At 69.7% G+C, this 755-nt stretch carries 1 protein-coding gene and 1 pseudogene; both read left to right on the top strand.

Annotation, left to right across the window (positions count from 1 at the left end; genetic code table 11):
- The first annotated feature begins 123 nt into the window (after positions 1 to 123).
- Positions 124 to 575: pseudogene (locus CCN39_RS48275) on the top strand (RsiG family protein).
- Positions 572 to 755, top strand: a 184-nt coding sequence (locus tag CCN39_RS48270; RefSeq protein WP_143264491.1) for an asparaginase, incomplete at its 3' end; no start/stop codon positions are given. The pseudogene CCN39_RS48275 and the gene CCN39_RS48270, both read left to right, overlap by 4 nt.

Raw genomic sequence — 755 nt, 5'->3', positions numbered from 1 at the left:
CGATCGACCCCGACTCGGTGCCCGCCGAACAGCCCGCGCCGGGGCGTGCGGCAGCCGCGCAACTCCGTGGCTGAAGGAAAGCCCCTGACAGCGAGATCACGCTCAACCGGGATAAACTGCGCTGTGATCGAAGTGCGGCCCGGCGGCAGGCGGCGGATCGACCGCGTGCTCGGCCCGGGGTACCTCAGCGGCCTGGGTGAACTGCCGCTGAAGGTGCTGCGCGAGCGGCGCGACGAAGCCGCGCAGGAAGAGACCGACCTGTCCTACCTGCGCCGTCTCCTGCACGCCCGGATCGACATCGTGCGCGCGGAGCAGGCCCGGCGCAGCTCCGGCGGCGAAGCGAGCATCGTCGACCAGCTGGCGACACGGACCTGACCGACGTCGAGTCCCTCTCGGACGAAAAGCTCGCTTCCGCTTTGGACACGTACGCGCGCGAAGAGCTGTCGGTGTCGTCGTTCCGCCGTGAGGTCCAAGGCGTGATGGACACGCTGAACGCGGAGATCGCGAAGCGCTACCAGCAGGGATCGGCCACTGTGGACGAGCTGCTGGAGAACGAAGGCGGCCGCGCCGAGTGAGCAACCCCGTGCTCGCCGAAGTCGTGCGGTCGGGTTTCGTCGAAAGCGTCCACCGGGGCGCGCTCGTGATCACCGGCCCGGAAGGTGCTGTACGGCTGGCACTGGGAGACGTGGTCTCGCCGGTGTACCCGCGGTCGTCGAACAAGCCGCTGCAGGCGGTCGGGATGCTGCGGGCGGGCC

Source organism: Amycolatopsis kentuckyensis, assembly GCF_002155975.1.
Classification (GTDB): Bacteria; Actinomycetota; Actinomycetes; order Mycobacteriales; family Pseudonocardiaceae; genus Amycolatopsis; species Amycolatopsis kentuckyensis.
This window is presented reverse-complemented; position numbering and strand designations above follow the sequence as displayed.